General features: G+C 65.1%; 13 protein-coding genes. 7 read left to right on the top strand and 6 right to left on the bottom strand.

The window, feature by feature from the left end; all coding sequences use genetic code 11:
* Window positions 1-130: 130 nt before the first annotated feature.
* Window positions 131-1,384: a hypothetical protein gene (locus tag P8R42_07130; GenBank protein ID MDG2304417.1), complete on the top strand. Its 1,254-nt coding sequence runs from the start codon at window positions 131-133 to the stop codon at window positions 1,382-1,384.
* 51 nt (window positions 1,385-1,435) lie between these two features.
* On the opposite strand, the gene P8R42_07135 is transcribed toward P8R42_07130, so the two are convergent.
* On the bottom strand, window positions 1,436-2,224 hold the full coding sequence (locus tag P8R42_07135) for an SDR family oxidoreductase (protein MDG2304418.1): 789 nt from the start codon (window positions 2,222-2,224) through the stop codon (window positions 1,436-1,438).
* Between the two features lie 166 nt (window positions 2,225-2,390).
* Between P8R42_07135 and P8R42_07140 the strand changes: the two genes are divergently transcribed.
* Together P8R42_07140 and P8R42_07145 are read left to right on the top strand one after the other, a co-directional pair.
* Window positions 2,391-3,515: an amidohydrolase family protein gene (locus P8R42_07140; protein MDG2304419.1), complete on the top strand. Its 1,125-nt coding sequence runs from the start codon at window positions 2,391-2,393 to the stop codon at window positions 3,513-3,515.
* Between the two features lie 8 nt (window positions 3,516-3,523).
* Window positions 3,524-5,581, top strand: coding sequence for a glycoside hydrolase family 3 C-terminal domain-containing protein (locus P8R42_07145; protein MDG2304420.1), 2,058 nt, complete (start codon window positions 3,524-3,526; stop codon window positions 5,579-5,581).
* Here the strand turns inward: P8R42_07145 and P8R42_07150 are convergent.
* Window positions 5,574-8,039 carry a TonB-dependent receptor gene (locus tag P8R42_07150; GenBank protein MDG2304421.1) on the bottom strand — a complete coding sequence of 822 codons (2,466 nt, stop codon included), beginning with the start codon at window positions 8,037-8,039 and terminating at the stop codon, window positions 5,574-5,576. The genes P8R42_07145 and P8R42_07150 overlap by 8 nt on opposite strands.
* Before the next feature lie 203 nt (window positions 8,040-8,242).
* Between P8R42_07150 and P8R42_07155 the strand changes: the two genes are divergently transcribed.
* From P8R42_07155 to P8R42_07170, 4 genes are read left to right on the top strand one after another with little or no spacing between them, the layout of a single operon-like run.
* Window positions 8,243-9,508, top strand: a complete 1,266-nt coding sequence (locus tag P8R42_07155) for an amidohydrolase family protein (GenBank protein ID MDG2304422.1) — start codon at window positions 8,243-8,245, stop codon at window positions 9,506-9,508.
* Complete coding sequence (locus P8R42_07160; protein ID MDG2304423.1) at window positions 9,492-10,688, top strand: cytochrome P450; 1,197 nt, start codon at window positions 9,492-9,494, stop codon at window positions 10,686-10,688. Before P8R42_07155 ends, P8R42_07160 begins: the two co-directional genes overlap by 17 nt.
* A gap of 24 nt (window positions 10,689-10,712) precedes the next feature.
* On the top strand, window positions 10,713-11,936 hold the full coding sequence (locus P8R42_07165) for a CoA transferase (protein MDG2304424.1): 1,224 nt from the start codon (window positions 10,713-10,715) through the stop codon (window positions 11,934-11,936).
* A gap of 9 nt (window positions 11,937-11,945) precedes the next feature.
* Window positions 11,946-13,094, top strand: coding sequence for a serine hydrolase (locus P8R42_07170; protein ID MDG2304425.1), 1,149 nt, complete (start codon window positions 11,946-11,948; stop codon window positions 13,092-13,094).
* A gap of 13 nt (window positions 13,095-13,107) precedes the next feature.
* Here the strand turns inward: P8R42_07170 and P8R42_07175 are convergent, their stop codons facing one another.
* The 4 genes from P8R42_07175 to P8R42_07190 are packed head-to-tail and all read right to left on the bottom strand — an operon-like array spanning window position 13,108 to window position 18,590.
* Entirely contained in the window at window positions 13,108-13,941 is an 834-nt protein-coding gene (locus tag P8R42_07175) for an SDR family NAD(P)-dependent oxidoreductase (GenBank protein ID MDG2304426.1), read from the bottom strand.
* Window positions 13,942-13,952: 11 nt separating this feature from the next.
* A complete protein-coding gene (locus P8R42_07180; protein MDG2304427.1) occupies window positions 13,953-14,786 on the bottom strand; it encodes an enoyl-CoA hydratase in 834 nt (277 codons plus the stop codon).
* 31 nt (window positions 14,787-14,817) lie between these two features.
* A complete protein-coding gene (locus P8R42_07185) occupies window positions 14,818-17,037 on the bottom strand; it encodes an acyl-CoA dehydrogenase (GenBank protein MDG2304428.1) in 2,220 nt (739 codons plus the stop codon).
* Window positions 17,034-18,590 (bottom strand): FadD3 family acyl-CoA ligase, encoded by a 1,557-nt coding sequence (locus P8R42_07190; protein ID MDG2304429.1) that lies wholly within the window; start codon window positions 18,588-18,590, stop codon window positions 17,034-17,036. Before P8R42_07190 ends, P8R42_07185 begins: the two co-directional genes overlap by 4 nt.

An 18,590-nucleotide genomic window follows, 5' to 3' on the forward strand; every position in this document is an offset into this window, starting at 1 on the left:
CAATTGTCTTGACTTCCTATTCCAATTAGTCGTAAGGGCCCTTGACGATCTGTGTTGGAGCCAAGGGAGGCAATCCATGGGAGCGATGAGGCGGAACTGTTCATTCGGGCGTTTCGGAGGCACGGCAACGATGGCCGCTGTCGCACTGGGCCTTTGCTTCCCGCTGGTTGCGGGCGCGATCGTCATCACGACTGCCGATGGAAACGGTGCCGACGGCTACGCGGGTAGCCTCTTCCCAACACCGTTCGAAAACGACGAACACATCAAGGTCAAGTCCGACCGAGGCTCCGGCGGCCTTCACAACAAGGGCTACGCCCGATTCGACCTGTCCTCTGTCTCCGGGCCGATCTCGGCCGCGAGTCTGAACCTGACGTTAGACATAGCCCCGGAGGTCGATGCCGCGCCTGGCGAGACCGTCGGCGTGGATACGCTAGAGGTCTACGGGTTGAACGACGGCCACGCCGACGAGGCCTGGGTAGAGACCCAGTATGGCGTGCTGTGGGCCGATGCTCCGGCCAACGACCAGGCGAGCCCGAACGGACTGCTCCCGGGTGAGGCGACGTTTCTCGGGACGTTCGACCTCACGTCAGGTGTGCATGCGATCGGAGACACCTTCACGTTCAGCACGGCTGCGCTCGCGGGCTTTCTGCAAGCCGACACGAACGATCTCGTTACGCTGATCTTCGTGCGGATCGATCGGTCGTTCGCGCCGGCCGGGTTTGCCACGAAGGAGCACCCGTCGCTCGCCGAACCGGCGCTCGACCTGACGACGGCGACGACAACGCCGACCCCGACTCCAGTGCCCACGCCGTCGCCAAGTCCGAGCCCGGGTTCCGCGGCGTGCCCGGCTGTCCCGCTGGCCGGCTGCAGGATGCCCAGCAAGTCGTTCCTGATGCTCGCAGACAAAGAGGCCGATGGCCCCGGCCCCAAGGACAAGCTCCTCTGGAAGTACTTGAAGGGCCCCGCCGAGACGCAGGCGGCCTTTGGCGAACCGGACTTCGATACCGACTACACCCTCTGCGTGTACGACGACTTCGGGCTGGCAATCGAAGCCGAAGTCGCGGGGGCTGGTAGCTGCAACGGCAAGCCGTGCTGGAAGGCGATCGGCACCAAGGGCTACAAGTTCAAGGACAAGGCCACCGGTCAGGACGGCATCTTCAGCATCCTCATGAAGGGCGATCCCGCGAATCCCAAGACCAAGATCTTGGTGACGGGAAAAGACGCCGGGCTTCCCTTCGTGGCGGGCAATCCACTGCTCGGTGCCGGAGGGCCGATCGCCGTGCGCCTCAGCAACAGCACGACCAGCAATTGCTGGGGCGCGGATTTCCCACCCGAGTCGGTGAAGAAGAACTCCGAAGAGATCTTCAAAGCGAAGACGCCGTAGAATCAGCATCGTCGGCGGGTGGTTCGCGGGCCGGGAGACCCGTCGTTCGGCTCAGGAGGGCGAGAGGGCTCCGTTGATGCCGCCGTCGACGGGGAGCAGCACACCCGTCGTCCATGCGGCACCGGGAGAGGCCAGGTAGATCGCAGCGGCGGCCATGTCGTCCGGTCGCCCGACGCGGCCGAGCGGTGACATCGCCGCGATCTCGTCGCCGCGCGTCTCCAGCATCTGTTTCATCATGCGGCTCGGGAACGGCCCGGGGACGAGGGCGTTCACCGTGATGTGACGAGCGGCCAGGTTCTTTGCGAGCACGCGCGTCAGGTGGTGTAGTCCGGCCTTGCTCGCCGCGTAACTGTAGGTCTCGGTGACGGGAACGACGAGGCCGTCCCCCGAGCCTACGTTGATCACCCGAGCAGGCGCGTCCTTGCTCCCTGCTGCGGAAAGCGCTGGTAGGAGCGACTGCACGAGATAGAATGGGGCTTTCAGGTTCAGGTCGAGCGCCCGGTCCCATCCCTTTGCCGGGAACTCCTCGATCGGTGCGCCCCATGTCGCGCCCGCGTTGTTCACCAGGATGTCGAGCTTCGGAGCAAGCTCCGTGACGCGCGCGGCGAGATCGCGGCACCCTTCCTCGGTGGCGAGATCGGCTGGGAGTCCGGTGCAGCTGCCGATCTTCGACAGTTCCGCAGCTACGGCTTCGCATTGGTCCGCTTTTCGCGACGCGATGAGAACTCGGGCTCCCGCTTCGACATAGGCCCGGGCAATCATCTCGCCGATCCCGGCGGTGCCGCCCGTGACGAGGGCCGTGCGGCCGCGGATGGAGAAGAGCTTCTCGAGATTGGACATTTCAGCGATTCCTATCGAGTGGAGGGACTGAAAGTCAAGTAAGTAGACTAATTAGTCAACGAACTTGACTTATATGCGGATTCGGCGTAGATCCCGGCTCTCGCAAGATGGAGAAGGAGCGCCGTTTCCGGCTGTGGGCTTGGGGCGGGCGCAAGAGGAAACGAAGATGAACGTGGACGAGCTTCCGCTGTTGTCGGCCGACAGTCATGTCGAAGAACCGCATCTTCTCTGGCACGACGGGCTCCCCGCGGCGATGCGCGCGCGCGCGCCGCGCGTTCTCGTTCCCGAGGAGAGCTCCGCCGAGGATTTTGGTCGTCGCATTGGGGCAGGTGTGTCGTTCAAGCACGAGGCCCGAAGCATGAACGTGGACAAGACCGGGGGGCTCGACGACGCGGAGGTCCGCCTGCGAACGTCCGATCCAGAGTGGCGGTTCAAGATCCTGCGGGAAGACGGAGTTGCCGGTGAGGTGATCTACCCGACCTCCGGCCTCCAGGTCTGGGCCGCCGAGGATGCGGAGGTGGGTGCGGCCTGCTGCCGAATTTACAACGACTGGATTCATGACCGCCTGGAGTCGAAATCGCCACGTTTTCGTTGCGCGGGGCTCATCCCCACCTGGAATGTCGAGGACGCCGTTTCCGAGGTGAAACGTATCGCGGATCTCGGCCTCGGCGCAGCGCTGTTGCCGCTCGTCGGTACGCCGGATTGGAATCACCGGCAATGGGAGCCGCTTCTCTCGACGATCGAGGAGATCGGGTTTCCCATCGTCATGCACCAGGGGACCGGTCACGATATGTTGTTCTACCGTGGGCGCGGTGCGAGCGTGGCGAACTTGTTGGCGACGCAGTCCATGGCGCCGCGCACGGCGGGGCTCCTCGCCACCTCGGGTGTGCTCCAGGACCATCCGGGTCTGCACTTCGTGTTCGTCGAGTGCAATGCGAGCTGGCTGTCCTGGGCGATGGAAACGCTCGATCACTACTCTGTCGCCTTCCAGGGATACGAAGGCTGGGTGAAGCCGGTTCTCCCAGAGCCCCCGAGCGCCTATTTGCGCCGCCAGATCCACGGCACGTTCCAAGTCGACAGCGTCGCGATCGCGAACGTCCCGCGTACGGGCGTCGAGCCGCTCTTGTGGGGCTCGGACTATCCCCACATGGAGGGAACCTACCCGAACTCGCGCAAGACTGTGGCCGATCTCTTCGGAGGTCTTACTCCAGAACAGGCGGCCGACATTGGCCACGCAACGACGGCGCGACTCTTCGGCTTCGAACCCGAGGTACTGACCTCGCCGGTATGACGTGCGTGATGTCGGCTGAAGAAGCGAACGACGATCCGGATCGGGAGCAGGCCTTCGAGAAGGTCGCGGCCATGACCCTCAAGGAGAAGGTCGGACTCATGTCCGGGCGGCTCTTCAACATGCTTCTCTTGCCGTTCCACCATGGCGTGATGAAGCAGTACAACCGCAGCCCGTACCACAACTCCTCCGTCAAGCGGCTCGACGTGCCGTCGATGCGATTCTGCGATGGGCCGCGCGGTGTCGTCAGTCAGAACTCGACTTGCTTTCCCGTCGCGATGGCACGGGGCGCAACGTTCGATACGGCGCTGGAGGAACGGGTCGGCAAGGCAATCGCGAAGGAGATCATTGCCGCTGGCGGGAACTTCTTCGGCGGCGTCTGCATCAACCTGCTTCGTCATCCGGCATGGGGACGAGCCCAGGAAACCTACGGTGAGGATCCTCACCTTCTTGGACGCATGGGTGTCGCGGTCACGGAGGGCGTACAGTCACTGGGCGTCATGGCCTGCGTGAAACACTTTGCCCTGAACAGCATGGAGAACGCCCGATTCAAGGTGGATGTCACCTGCTCGGAGCGAACACTGCGGGAGGTCTACCTGCCGCACTTCAAGGAATGTGTGGATGCGGGGGCCGCCAGTGTGATGACGGCGTACAACAAGGTGCACGGCGAGTACTGTGGTCAGAACGAAATGCTGATCCGGGGCGTCTTGAAAGGGGAGTGGGGATTCGAAGGGTTCGTCATTAGTGATTTCGTTTGGGGAATCCACGATACGGCCCAGGGGGCTCAGAATGGCATGGATGTCGAGATGCCCTGGCCGACCCATTTTGGCCGCAAGCTCCTGAAGGCGGTGAAATCGGGTCGGGTCGCTGAGAAGCATGTGGATGAGGCCGCGTTGCGAATCGTGAGCACGATCCTGCGCTTCGACGAGGTCTTGCAAGAGAACGCCGTCGATCCGTCCGTCGTCGCGTGCGAGGAGCACCGGCAGCTCGCTCGGACGGTCGCCGAGAAGTCGATGACGTTGCTCAAGAACGACAACGGCGTGCTGCCGCTACGGCGCCGTGACCTGAAGCGAGTCGCGGTCATCGGCGAGCTGGCGGACACGGCCAATGTTGGGGATCACGGCTCCAGCAAAGTCGTTCCGCCCTACGCAATTACGCCGCTCGATGGACTCCGGACTCATCTCGGGAGCGATGTCGAGATCGACTATTGCCCGGGCACGGATCTCGCCGCTGTCACCGCGGCCAGCCAGTCGGCCGACGCGGTCGTTCTCGTCGTGGGGAACCGCCACAGCGACGAAGGCGAGTACATCATGAACTCGAAGCGGTCGCCCGGCGGCGATCGCGACGAGCTGTCGTTGCGAGAGAGCGACGTCGAGCAGATCAAGGCAGCCGCTCGCGGAAACCCCAACACGGTCGTGGTGTTGATCGGGGGCAGCGCGATCACGACCTCGGAGTGGGAGCAGGACGTGGCCGCGATCTTGTTCGCGTACTATCCCGGGATGGAGGGCGGAAACGCGTTGGCGGCCACGCTCTTCGGGGACGTGAATCCCGGCGGCAAGCTGCCATTCACGATTCCAACGGACTCGGCGCACCTGCCGTTCTTCGACAAGGAAGCCGAATCGATCGAGTACGGCTACTATCATGGGTACACGCTGCTCGATCGCGAGGCGGTCGAACCGGCCTATGCGTTCGGGTGGGGTGGCTCGTATACTCGATTCGAGCTCTCCGCCCCGGCGTTCTCTGCCGACGGCGATCAGTTCCGCGCAGGCGTCACCGTGCGGAATTCAGGTGAGTGTGCCGGCGATGAAGTCGTTCAGCTCTACGTAGGTTGCAGTCAGTCTAGCGTTGATCGCCCCAAGAAAGTGCTGCGCGACTTCGAGCGAGTTTCGCTGCAGCCTGGGGAGTCGATTCGCGTCGAGTTGAGCGTCGATCGAAACACGATGCGTTGGTACGATGAAGCCGACGGCGCGTGGAGGCTCGAAGCCGTGCCCTATGACCTCCATATCGGCACGAGCAGCAGGGATCAGGACTTGTCGACCGGTGTCGTCTCGGTCGACCCCCTCAGTTGAATCGGTAGCTGAGCTCGCCGCCCCACGTCGCTCCGGGTGCGTAGTAGCGGGTCGAGTAGCCGAAGAATCCTGTCGTTCCGCCCAGGCCACCGAAATAGTCCGTGTCGGTGATGTTGCGGCCCCAGAGCGCGACCTGCGCCCGGTCGTCGAGGAAGTCGTACGACAGTCGCGCGTTCAGCAGGTTGTAGCCGGAGAGCTGTCCCGAAGGGTCCTCGGGCTGCGTCGTGTGAATCGCACTCTGGTAGTACCAATCGAGACGCGGCGTCAGCCATCCATCGAGCCAGTCCGGCCCGAGAGCGGCCACGCTGAACGAATACTGCAGCGCGATGTAGCTCGTGAACTTCGGCGTATCGATGAAGGTCTCGCCCTGACGGTTGATGGGTGTCATCGAGTCGAGGGCGCTGACGTCGGGGAAATTCCCGTTCTCCGAGTCTAGGACGCCGAAGTTCGCCATGAGCATCAGGCCGTCGATCGGCCGCGTCACGATCTCGGCCTCGAGCCCTTCCAGTGTGGCGGAATCGGCATTCACGATCAGCCGCGCTGTCTCGGGCAGTTCCTGCCCGGGTACTTCGATGGTTACGCTCTGGGTCACCTGTCGGCCGTCGTAGTCCATATGGAAGAGGGCGAGGTTGAAGGTCAGGCGCTGGTCGAAGCCGATCGTCTTGAAACCGATCTCGAAGTTGTCGACCGTTGCGGGGTCGAACGCGACCAGGCCGCCGGCGGTCCCGGTGCCGACGACGGCGTTGAAGCCACCACTCGAGAAACCGCGGGAGTAGGTGAAGTAGCCCATCGCGTGGTCCACCGGAGTGTCCTCGATGAGCCCTTCGGGCGCGATGAGAGCCACGCTGCCCATCGGGGTCCAGGAGGTGAAGACCTTGCTGTCGGCCTCCGAGGCGGTGAGGACCGGGTCGGTCGTTGTGCCATCGCCCAAGGGGAAGATCGTGTCGCGCGAAACCCCGCGCTTTTCGGTCGTGTAGCGAAGACCCGCCGTCAGGTTGAGCCACCGGGCGACGTCGTAGCTCGCTTGCCCGAAGAGGGCCCAGTCCCAGTCGTCCTGGCTGACGGGACCAACGGTCGTGCCGCCGGCCGTATCGATGACGCCGGGGATAGAGCGCACCAAGAGGGCTTCGTCACGGGTTTCCCACTCGGCGAAGACGCCGGCAACGAAGTTCAGATCGCCGTCCAAGGCGGCCCCGGCGGCCTGGCCCTCGACCAGGTACTGTTCACCTTCGTTAGGCTCTCCCTCGATGCCGTCGTACTCGATGTTCGTCACGGTCGTGAGCGGCGTGATCGTGCCATCGATGTCCTCCCGGTTGCGGACCTTCTGCTGTCGCCAAGAGCCGAGGAGTTTCAGCGTAAGGTCGTCGAGGAAGCCCGTCTGCTCCGGGGTCCAGGCGGCGTTGCCCCAGACCCCGTAGTCCTTTGAGTCGAAGATCGAGTGGAGGTTGCTTCGGAACTCGCGCGGCTTCGATTCGGCACACTCATCGAGAAACGTCGGGAAGCCAGCCGTGATCAGCCCTTGAAGGGAGGCTCCTGCTTCGGGGACCACGACGCAGTTCGGGCCTTTCCCTTTGCTGTGATCCTGGAAGTAGTTACCCGAGACGTTGATCTCGATGTCGTCCGTTGCGAGCACCCGGACGCTGCCGAGGAACCAGAGGGCGTTCCGGTCACTGTGGTTCTCGCCGGTATAGGCGTTCGTCGCGTAGCCGCTGGAGTTGGCCGACGAGACCGAGAGCCGCGTGAACACCCGGTCTTCCAGCGCGCCGATGCGGATGGGCAGATTGAGACTCGACCGCGTCTCCACCGTCGAGAAGTTTCCCGCGCGAACCCACACCGAACCTTCGAGCTCGTCCTTGGGGCGGACGGTCGTGATGTTGATGGCGCCGCCGAGCGTGTTCTTCCCGAACAGAGTTCCTTGCGGCCCTCGGAGCACCTCGACCTGCTGGATGTCGGCCGCACTCAGGACGGACGCGAGCGCGCGCGGGAGAAAGACGCCGTCGACGTACACCCCGACTCCGGGGTTTCCCGCCTCCGTCGCTCCGACGCCGCGGATCGAGATGTTGGCGAGGTTGTCTCCGCGGAAGGTATCGATGCGGAGGTTGGGGACCAGGTTCTGAATCTCGTCGAAGCGCGTGATCTGTGCCTCGATGAGAGTCTCGGCGCTGACGGCGGTGATCGAGATCGGCGTGTCTTCGAGGAATTCGTCGCGCTTTCTTGCGCGGACCACGATCTCCTCTACGCGGTTTCTGGCGCGGCCGGAAAGGGGCGTGTCGAGGTCGGAGGGCGAGGTCCCTTCGGCCTGTGCCTCGGTGGCGTCGATCTCTTGATCGATCCCGCCTGCTCCGGCACCGGCTTCGATGGTCTCCAGGTACCCTGGGGCGCCGCGGTCCTGACCGGGCGCAAGGTCCGCGGTTGCGCAGGTCACGGCCAAGGCCATCACAATTCGTTTCAAGAACATTCGAGCCCCCTCGAGTCTGGTGGAACTTCTGGAATGGGCTCTCCGATCAATAAAGTCAAGATGATTGACGAAAATCGTCAAGCGGGTTGATTGAGTCGGTCAAGTGACTTGACTAATGAGAGTCGCATGGCGTAGAAGACACCACGCGAAGGATGTTCTGGCCCGGCGTAGGACGTTTTGGGCCGATAGGGAGCGACGGAGCGATGAATCTCGAAGACATGGTCTTGGTCAGCGTCGACGACCACATCATCGAACCCCCCACGGTCTTTCAGAATCACATGCCTCAGAAGTGGGCATCGCGCGCCCCGAAGCTCGTCTACGACGCCGCAGACAAGGTTCAGCGCTGGACGTGGGAGGAGGGGAGCACCCAGACTCCCTTCATCAACGCCGTGGTGACGCTGCCGGAAGAAGAGTGGGGGTTCGATCCGGGAACCCTCGCCGAGATGCGCCCCGCCTGCTGGGACGTCCACGAGCGCGTGCGCGACATGAACGCGAACGGCGTCTTGGCATCGATGTGCTTCCCGTCGTTCGCCGGCATGGGCGGTTGGTTCTTCGCTTCGGCGAAAGACCGGGCGCTCGCCACGGTCTGTCTGCGCGCCTACAACGACTGGCACATCGACGAATGGTGTCGAGCTGCGCCGGGAAGATTCATCCCGCTGCCCATCTCGCCCCTTTGGGATCCAATGCTCGCGGCGGAGGAGGTCCGGCGCGTAGCCCGCAAAGGGGCGACCGCGATCACGTTCGCCGAGGATCCGGAGGCCATGGGCTTCCCGAGCATTCACACTGGAGACTGGGATCCCTTCTTCGAGGCATGTGTCGATCACGGCGTGACGATCGCGATTCACATCGCCTCGTCGGCGACGGGCCCGCTGGGTCGACCTACGACGCCCGTCGACGTCACCGTGACCCTTCCGTGCTGGAACTCGCTGCCGTGTCTCGCGAACTTCTTGTGGTGCCGTTCCCTCCAGAAGTTCCCGGATCTGCGCATTGCGCTTTCGGAGGGCGGTACGTCCTGGATTCCCGGTTTTCTCGACCGAATGGAGCGCCACTTTGCGAGGCAGAAGTGGACGCGTGCCGACCTCGGGGGGCTCACTCCGACCGAGGTCTTCCGCCGGAACTTCCTCTCATGCTTCATCAGCGACCCTTCGGGGCTGCTGCTGCGTGATCGCATCGGGATCGACAACATCGCGTACGAGGTCGACTATCCCCATTCGGACTGTACGTTCCCCGGCTCCCCCGAAGAGCTGTGGGAGTGTTTGGAGGATGCCCAGTGCTCGGACGAGGAGATCGACAAGATCACCTACAGGAACGCGGCCCGGTGGTTGCGCTTCGATCCGTTCGCGCGTCTGCCTCGCGAATCTGCAACGGTGGGTGCGCTCCGAGCCGCGGGCGCTGATGTAGATCTCCGGACTCGCTCCCGTCGTGAGTACGCTGCAGCCTACGAGGAGAAGTATGGGCCAATCGGCTGAGAGGGTGCTCGAGTACAATCCGTTCTCGTACGACATCCACGACGATCCGTACCCGACGTATCGGCGCCTGCGCGACGAGGCGCCCGTCTATCACAATCCCGAGCTGGGCTTCTTCACTCTCTCGCGGTGGGACGACGTCTGGACCGCGACACGCGACTGGGAGACGTTCAGCTCGGCCCAGGGCGTCACCATCGAACACGGCAAGAGCCGCATTCCGATGATGATCCTCATGGACCCGCCCGATCACGCGCGGCTGCGAGGTCTCGTGAGTCGAGCCTTCACGCCGAAGCGGATCGCGGACATGGAGCCCGCGATTCGGGAGCTGATGCATCAGTACGCGGACGCGGTTGGAAAGGCGGCCGAGTTCGACGCCGTCGAGGCGATCGCCAACCGCTTGCCGATGGATGCGATCAGCACGATGCTGGGCGTCCCCGAAGGACAGCGGGAGCGACTGCGAGACCTTGGAAACCGGATGTCGTTCCGGGAGCCCGGCAACCCGACGCCGCCCACGTCCGCGCGCGAAGCGAGTCGGGAGTTCGCAGCCGAGATTCCGCCTCTCATCGAGGCGCGGCGACGCGAGCCGCAAGACGACCTGATCTCCGCTCTCTTGGCCGCCGAGGTCGAGCGCGAGGACGGTCAGGCGGACCGCCTGACTCCGGAGGAACTCTTCGGCTTCGTGCAGCTCCTGAACTTTGCCGGCAACGAGACGACCGCCAAGCTGCTGTCGACCGCGCTCTACTGGCTGTGGCGCTATCCCGAACAGCGACAGATCCTGGCCGACGAGCCGGCGATGATCGCGCCGGCGATCGAGGAGATGCTTCGCTACGACACGCCCTCGCAGTACCAGGGCCGTGTCGCGACGCGAGACGTGGAGCTGCACGGCGTGCGCATTCCCGAAGGTTCGCGCGTTCTACTTGTCACGGGAGCGGCGAATCGAGACGAGAGGCGGTTCGACGACCCGGATCGGTTGGACGTGCGACGGGATCTGTCGACGCACCTCTCGTTTGGATGGGGACATCATCTTTGTCTCGGCAAGTCCCTCGCGCGCTTGGAGCTGCGCGTTGCGCTCGAGGCGATACTCAGCCAGTGGCCGGAGTACGAGATCGAGATCGAGCGGGCGGAGCGCATCCACGGCGGCAACGTCCAGCGTGGATTCTCGAAGCTGCCCCTGCGCGTCTGAGCGGCCCGCTGAGGAGGGATGCCAATGCGTAGTGTGATGAAGGGTGTTCGCGTTCTGGAGGTTGCCCAGTACACGTTCGTCCCGGCTGCCGGCGCCGTACTTGCGGATTGGGGCGCCGATGTCATCAAAGTCGAGCACGCCGAGACGGGTGACGCGCAGCGAGGCCTCCGACAGCTCGGGAGTGTCGAGATCGACGCAGACCGGAATCCGCTGATGGAGCACGCGAACCGGGGGAAGCGCTCGATCGGTCTCGACCTTTCCCAACCGGGCGCGCGGGAGACGCTGTACCGCCTCGCCGAGCGGTCGGACGTCTTTCTCACGAACTTCCTGCCGTCCGCTCGAACGAAGCTGCGAATCGACCTCGAAGACATCCGCGCGGCCAACCCGGAGATCATCTACGTTCGCGGATCCGCGTATGGCAACGCCGGTCCCGAGCGGGACACCGGCGGCTACGACATGACCGCCTTTTGGTGCCGAGGCGGGAGCGCCGCGGGGGCGACTCCCGATGGCACGGACGGCATCGTCGGTCAGCCGGGCCCGGCCTACGGCGATTCAATCGGCGGCATGACGATCGCGGGCGGGATTGCCGGAGCGCTGTTCGCTCGCGAACGGACCGGCGAGACGAGTGTCGTCGACGTCTCCCTGCTCTCGACGGGTATGTGGGCGATGGGTTTGGCGGTCGATCTGACGCTTTCCACCGGGGAACGCTGGAAGGCGGCGCCGATCCGCCATCATGGCTCGGCTTCCAATCCACTCGTCGGTCTCTACCGGACGAGTGACGGAAGGACTCTGAGTTTGGCGATGCTTCAGGCTCACAAGTACTGGCCCGACTTCTGCCGTCTGGCGGGACGGACGGAGCTTGAGATGGACCCGCGGTTCGATTCGGCGGAGGCGCTCTTCCGGAATGCCGGCGCGGCGTCGGAGATCGTTGCCGAGATCATCGGGGCGAGGCCCTTGTCCGACTGGAAGAGAATTCTCGCCGAGGGGGAAGGGCAGTGGGCGCCCGTCCAAGACACGGTGGAGCTCGCTGCCGACGGCCAAGCGCGCGAGAACGGCTACATCGTGCCCGTCGATGCCGACGACGGCGGTACGTACGAGCTCGTCGCGAGCCCCGTCCAGTTCGATGAACAGCCGCCGGCGGTGGAGCGGGCACCGGCCTTCGCCGAGCACACGGACGAGGTCCTCCTGGAGCTCGGCCTCGATTGGCCCGAGATCCTCGAGCTGAAGGCGGCGGGCGCCGTCACGTAAGGACACGCAATGGTGATGGCAACCGTCGAGATCCATGGATCCTGCGCGCCCGGTTACGAGCCGGTTCGCGATGTCTTCCTCAGCCACTTCGAGCAGGGGCTCGAGGTTGGGGCGAGCGTCGCGGTAACGCGCGACGGCGCGTCCGTCGTCGACCTCTGGGCGGGCGCTGCACGGCCGGACGGCACACCGTGGTCGCAGGACACGATCGTCAATGTCTACTCCACGACGAAGACGATGGCCGCGACGACCGTTCTCATGCTCGCCGATCGCGGCGAGATTGATCTCGATGCGCCGGTCGCTCGCTACTGGCCCGAGTTCGCGCAGAACGGCAAGGACGGCGTGTTGGTGCGGCACGTGATGAGCCACAGCGCTGGTCTCTCCGGTTTCGATCCGCCACTTCGCTCTGTGGAGCAGCTCTACGACGGGGAGGCGATCTGCGATGCGCTTGCTCGCCAGGCGCCGTGGTGGGAACCGGGCACGGCGTCGGGATACCACGCGTTCACACAGGGGTTTCTCCAAGGGGAGATCGTGCGGCGCATCAGTGGGCGCACTCTTGGCAACTTCTTTCGCGAAGAAGTCGCCGAGCCCCTGGGCGCCGACTTCCACATTGGCCTCGACGAGCGCCACGACGCACGCGTGGCCGAGCTCGTGCCGCCCAAGGAGCCACTCGGAACGGACTCGGCCGACTCCGACTCGGTCGCGTCACGGACGCTTGCGAGCCTCAAGCTCGACGGCACCGAACCCCGCACCGCGGCGTGGCGACGGGCGGAGATCCCCGCTGGCGGTGGGCACGGGAACGCTCGGTCGGTTGCACGTGTTCTCTCCGCGTTGGCCTGCGGCGGGAGTGTCGACGGCGTCCGGCTCCTGTCGGAAGCAGGCGTCGAGAGAATCCTCGAGGAACAGACGCGCGGTGTCGACCTGGTCACGGGAGTCCCGCTCGTGTTCGGCATGGGCTTCGGCCTGAGCGATCCCTTGACCCCGATCAGCCCGAACGAGCGCGCCTTCTTCTGGGCGGGCTGGGGCGGCTCGATGGCGGTGGTCGATCTCGACCTCCGGACATCGGTCGCCTACGCGATGAACCGGATGGAGGGCGGACTCGCCGGCGGCGACCTCCGTGGTGGGGTCTTGGCGGCTACGGCGCTGGCGTGCACGCCCTGATTCGCGAACAGATCTACTTTCGGTACACGTCGTACTCCGAGCGGCCCTTCAGGAAGTTGTTGAGATGGATGTCGGCGAACATTCGGATTGCTCGCTTCTTGGTGATGAGCTTCTTCATTACCGTCTGACCGAATCGGTTCTTCCGTCCGGGGATCAGCTGCGGGCTCTTGCCCAACTCGGACAGGATCTCTCGAACGACGTCACCGGGGTCCATTGCCTCGACCTCGGGGAAATCTTCGAGCGCGGTCGTTCGGGTCATGCCCAAGGGCGCCGAGATCGCATCGACCCCGTGGGGTTGGAGCTCGAACCAGAGACCTTCGCCGAGGACCGTCAGATAGGCTTTCGACGCGCCGTAGTGTGCGACGAAGGGCGCGCCTTGCCCGTCCGCGCCCGACGAGATCAGGACGATCCCGCCTCTCTTTCGTTCCATCATGGGCTTGCCGAAGTGGTACGTGAGCTCGCACGCGGCCTTCACGTTGATGTTGATCAGGTCTCGGTGGAACTCGAGGCTTCCCTCATGGAACAGGTGCGGATGAACGATCTCGGGATCCGTCTCCATGGCGGCACTGCAGACCAGGAATCCGACTTCGAGGTCGCTCGTCGCGCTCTCGACGGTGGCCAGGATGTTCTCGTCGGTGAGATCCGCGTGGATCGTCCGGACCTCGACGCCATACTGGCTCTTCAGGTCCGTCGACTGCTGCTGCAGGGCTTCCGGCAAACGGTCGACCGAGACGATGTTGAGGCCACGGCTCGCCAGCTCCGCACACCACGCCTTTCCGAGGCCGAGAGCGCCGCCCGTGACGACGGCCCACGGCCCGTACTTCTGTTGGAATGCCTGCGATCCCATGTCTCCCCCGTTTAGGCCTTCTCGTCCGTGTCGAGGGAGGCCTTCATGGTTCCGAGATTCTGGCCGGCGATCGAGTCGCCTTGGTGCGTGAGCTTCGAATGGGCATGGCAGAGGTGGTGCATTTCGAACACGGCCTGCATCGCCGTCCATTGGCCCATCGTGTCGAGCGTGCGGTTCACCGCCTGCTTGGCCATCTTCAGCGCGAAGGGATCCATCTGGGAGATTCGGGCGGCGAGGTCGAGGGTGAACTCGTCGAGCTTCTCGTTCGGCACGACGTGGTTCACCATCCCGAGTCGCCAGGCTTCCTGCGCGTCGATGAACTCGCCGGTAAAGAGCATCTCCTTGGCCTTGCGTGCGCCCAGCTCCCAGGTATGACCGTGGTACTCCACACCGCCGACGCCCATCCGCAGCACGGGGTCGCTGAACTGCGCGTCTTCGGCCGCGACCATCAGGTCGCAGGGCCAACACAGCATCAGGCCGCCGCCGATGCACTTTCCTTGTACCGCTGCGATCGTGGGCTTCGGAATGTCGCGCCAGCGCCGTGAACGGCCGAAGTACATCTCTTGCTCGAGACCGTAGTGGGCGGCCACGCCCGGCGCGGGCGTGTACTCGGCTCGGAAGAGTGGCAGTGACTTAGGACTGATGTCGTGCCCAGCGGAGAAGTGCGGGCCATTCGCGCGCAGGACGATCACGCGAATCTCGTCGTCTCGGACGGCACGCTCATACGCCTCGTCGAGCTGGCGAAGCAGGGGAGGGTGCTGCGCGTTGCGCGCCTCCGGTCGGTCGAGGCTTACCACGGCAACGCGGCCCTCGGTCTCGTATTGGATGAAGCGCTCTTCGGACATCTTGCGGTCTCCCTTCGTAGGGTTGAGTTGGCTAGCTTCGGCTGCGCGGCATCCCGAGAGCCGTCTGGGCGATGATGCTTCGCATGATCTCACTCGTGCCGCCGTAGATCGAGGTGGCGGTCGAGAGCCGGTAGGCGTACTCGATCTCGCCGCCGCTCATCGCCCCCGCGGCATGACCGGACATTAGGGACTCGGGGGCGGCCAGGTCGAGCAAGGCGGAAGCATCCGCGATGAACGTTTCGGCCCCGAACAACTTCACCATCGGGCCGATACCCGGCATGCTGCCGTGTCCCATGCCGGCCCACAGGCTGGCGAGGCCCAGCGTGCGGAGAACCTCGATGTGCATTGCGGAGCGGGCGAGGCGTGCCTGCACCCGCGGGTCGTCGGCGGGGCGCCTTCCGTTGCGTTCGGTTCTGGCCCAGTCGAGGGCTGCGTGGAGCAGTTTCTCGTGCACGTGCAGGAACCCGGTCGAGCCACCGCCGCCGTGCTCCAGATTCAGGGCGTAGCCCATGACTTGCCAGCCCTCGTTCACGTTGCCGATGCGGTATCGGTCGGGGATTCGAACACCATCGTAGTACGTGGCGTTGGTTCGCTCGTCCGAGAGGGTATGGATGGGTTGGATGTCGATCCCGGGCGTGTTGATCGGCAGGAGGAACATCGTGAGGCCGCGATGTTTGGCCGCGTCCGGGTCGGTGCGCGTCAGGAGAAGGATGTACTGGCCCAGATTCGCGCCGCTCGTGAACGTCTTCTGGCCGCTGATCACCCACTCGTCGCCGTCGCGGATCGCTCGCGTGGCCGCGGCGGCCACGTCCGATCCGGAGCTTGGCTCGGTGTAGCCCAAGCAGCAGATCGCCTTGCCCTGCGCGATGCGTGGGAGCACTTCATCTTTCAGATCGTCGCTGCCGAAGTGCATCAACGTCTCTCCGACGATGCGTGTCGTCGCAGACGCCTGCAATGGCCAGCCGAGGCGCTCCATTTCTTCGGCCAGCGCGCGGGCCTCCAGGGGCGAACAGCCCTGGCCGCCGTACTCCGCGGGCCAGTTCGGGAAGAGGAACCCTGTGCGGGCGAGGGCGCTCTGAAAGTCGAAGTCGCACGCCTCCCAACCCATGCGGCTCCGGCTTCGGAGCTCGGCAGTGAACAGGGGTTCGAGGGCGGCGCGAGCACGTGTGCGAAACGCCTCGGCTTCCTGCCCCAGCGAGAAGTCCACTGTCATTTCGCCGGGCTCCGGTAGGCCGCATGCGGCCTTTCCCTCGCGGCGCACGAAGGCGCGGACGAGTTCCTCCTCCGGATCGCCGGCAACGAGGCCCCACGCCTTGGCCCGGCGATGGTAGAGCTGGATGTCGTACTCGAGGGAAAGGCCGTAGCCGCCGTGGACGTGTAATGCTCGAGCGACGACATTCGTCGCGGCCTCGGTACTCCAGGTGTACGCCATCGAGATCAAGGCGGCGGCGTCTTCGCGCCGTCGACTCAGGGCCCACGCCGCGTACTGCACGAGCAGGCGTCCCCCCTCGACCGCCGTCACCGCGTCGGCGAGCGGGTGCGCAACACCCTGGAAGGTCGCGATGGGCCGGTCGAACTGGACTCGCTCGGTCGCGTAGGCGGCGCCGATCTCGAGGGCGCGGCGAGCCAGCCCGAGCAAGGCTGCGGCCGTAAGCAGCTTCCACTCCTCGACGGCCGCCCCATGCGCCTGTTTCGCGCGATCGTCCTGCGCGAGAACCGTGCGTGACACATCGAGACGGCATTTCGCGAGCGGTGTCGCGCCGAGATTCGGCAGCGCGGTTCGCGTGTCGTGCTCGACGAGTACGAGCGCGTCCTCGTGGAGGCCGACGATTTGCTGCGCGGCCGCTCCGCCAGGCACCCACTGCGCTTCCTTTCCCGACGTGGGGCGCAAGGCGAGGACGCCGACGTCCTCACCTCCGAGGAGGCGATCGAGCGCGCTCTGTGCCGCCGGCGTGCCAACGGCAGCGAGCGCACGGGCCGTGACCATGGCCTCGATGAGCGGAGCGGATGCGAGCCATCGTCCGAGCTGCTCCGCGATCACGATCGCGTCGAGGAGGCTGGCGCCGGTACCCCCGTTGTCCGTCGGGACGCGCGTGCCGACGGCGCCCATCTGCGCCAATGTCGTCCAGAGCGCGGGGTCGAAGCCGTCGGGCTCGGCCGCGCGGACGCGCGCGGGGCTCGACTCGACCGAGAGCATCTCGGCGAAGGTGTCGCGCAGCAGCTCTTGCTGCGGACTCAGGCCGAGCTTCACGCCGATCCCCGAAGACGGAACTTCTGTACTTTGCCCGACGCTGTCTTCGGGAGCTCGGCGACGATCTCCACCGCTCGCGGCACCTTGTAGTTGGCCATGTTCGCGCGGCTCCAGGCGACCACGTCGTCGGGGGTGATCGCGGCATTCGGCTCGGCGACGACGAAGGCGCGGCCGACCTCCCCCATGCGCTCGTCCGGCACGCCGATCACGGCCACCTCGCCGATCCCGGGCATCTCGAAGAGGAGTTTCTCGATCTCGGCGGGGTAACAGTTGAAGCCCCCCATGATGTACATGTCCTTCAGACGATCGGTGATGCGGATGTAGCCACGCTCGTCGAGCCGCCCCACGTCGCCGGTGTGCAGCCAGCCGTCCGCGTCGATTGTGCTGCGGGTCGCGTCCTCGTCGTCGAAGTAGCCGCGGGTGACCGTCGCGCCGCGGAGGAGCACCTCACCGTCCTCGCCGATGGGGACATCGGTGCCGTCCGGGGACACACAGCGGATCTCGCCGAAGGGCAGGGGCGGTCCCGCGGTGAGCGCGATCGTCTCCGGGTCCTCGCCGGCACGGTTTTGCGTCGCGAGCCCGGCGGTCTCGGTGAGGCCGTATCCGGTGACGACCGTCTCGAATCCGATCTCGGATTTCATCCGACGGATGAGCTCCGGGGGAATCACGGCCGCACCCGTCATGGCGAGCCGCAGTGACGAGAGGTCGTGCCGGGTGCGGTCGGGGTGCATGAGAATCGTTTGGTAGAGCGCGGGGGGCCCGGGCAGCACGGTCACGCGGTCGCGCGGGACCCGTGCGAGGACTTCGGGGACGTCGAGCTGTGGGTGCGGCAGGATCGTCACGCCACGCATTATGCAAGACATCCATCCCGCCTTGTAGCCGAACGCGTGGAAGAACGGATTCACGATGAGGTATCGGTCACCCGCGCGCAGCCCCACGGCCTCCGTCCACGCCTCATACCCGATGATGTTCTGGCCGTGAGCCATCATGACGCCCTTGGGGTGGCCCGTCGTGCCCGAGGTGAAGAGGATGTCGGCGAGATCGCCGGGGCCCACCGTCTCCGCACGACGTCGTGCTTCCTGTGGCGACACCGACCGTCCGGACTCGGAGAGCTCGTCCCAGGTTCGGGCGCGCGGGTCGGTGCCGTCCAGGAGCACGCGATCGGCCAAGTCGGGCAGGTCCTCGGTCTCGAGCATGTCGAGATAGCGATTGCCCAGGAACTCGGAGACGCACAGCAGCATGCGCGCACGGCTCTTTCGCAGGATGTAGCCGGCCTCCGAGCCTTTGAATCGTGTGTTCAGGGGGACGAGGACCCCTCCTGCCGCTTGCAGGCCGAGGGCGGCGAGCATCCAGCGCGCACTGTTCGGCGCCCAGATGGCGACCCGGTCGCCCGGCTCGATGCCGGCGGCGATGAACGCTGCCGCGGCTTCGAGTCCCGCGTCGGCGAGCTCGGTGAAGTTCCAGTGTTGGTCGCCATTCTCCAGCGCGGTCTGCTCGCCGAAGCGCTCGGCCGCGCGCAGCAAGAGCTTCGGGATGGTATCGGCGTCCAGCAC

The organism is Candidatus Binatia bacterium (assembly GCA_029243485.1).
In the GTDB taxonomy this organism is placed as follows: Bacteria; Desulfobacterota; Binatia; order UBA12015; family UBA12015; genus VGTG01.